Annotated in this window: 1 protein-coding gene; it reads right to left on the bottom strand. The window is 57.4% G+C overall.

The features are described 5' to 3' along the window. Positions 1-223, bottom strand: a 223-nt coding sequence (locus MO867_RS23260) for a DUF3418 domain-containing protein (RefSeq protein ID WP_252473527.1), incomplete at both ends; no start/stop codon positions are given.

Here is a 223-nt window from a genome sequence, read left to right as displayed (position 1 = left end):
GCAACGGGATCTTTCCGCCCAACTGTTTGCGTACCTGGTGATAATCCCGGTGGCAGTCGCGCACAAACCCAGCCAGCTGAACAACCTTTTCCCACAGGTCTGCACGCGCCTTCTCAAGCCTGCCCCTGTAATCCTCCTCTGAACGCGGCAGCGACTCATCCAGCTGCATTAATTGCATCAATGCCTGCATCAGGATGGCATCCGCCAGCCGCGCCTTGTCAAA

The organism is Microbulbifer okhotskensis (assembly GCF_023895975.1).
Taxonomy (GTDB): Bacteria; Pseudomonadota; Gammaproteobacteria; order Pseudomonadales; family Cellvibrionaceae; genus Microbulbifer; species Microbulbifer okhotskensis.
Note: the sequence above shows the minus strand (reverse complement) of the source record. Positions and strands in the feature narration are given on the sequence as shown.